Below are 227 nucleotides of genomic sequence, written 5' to 3' on the forward strand. Positions count from 1 at the left end.
TGAGTTCCTTGCGGCCGATGCTGGCCAGGATGGCGGCGATGATGGCCCAGATCACGGCGACGATCACGGCGGCCCAGCCCAGGGGCATCAGGGCGCCGAGGGCGAACATCAGCGCCAGCGACAGGAAGACCAGGACGAAGTGTCCGGCCACGCCGGCGCCGGCGAGCATGCCGCCGCCCTTCCCGGCCTTGGTGGCTGACTGTTTCGCTTCGGCTTTGGCCAGCTCC

Annotated in this window: 1 protein-coding gene; it reads right to left on the reverse strand. The window is 69.6% G+C overall.

What is annotated here, in order from left to right; genetic code table 11:
- Positions 1-227: phage holin family protein (locus AC5RUU_RS19705; RefSeq protein WP_493976879.1), on the reverse strand; the 227-nt coding region annotated here is incomplete at both ends.

This window comes from Arthrobacter sp. K4-10C (genome assembly GCF_059090085.1).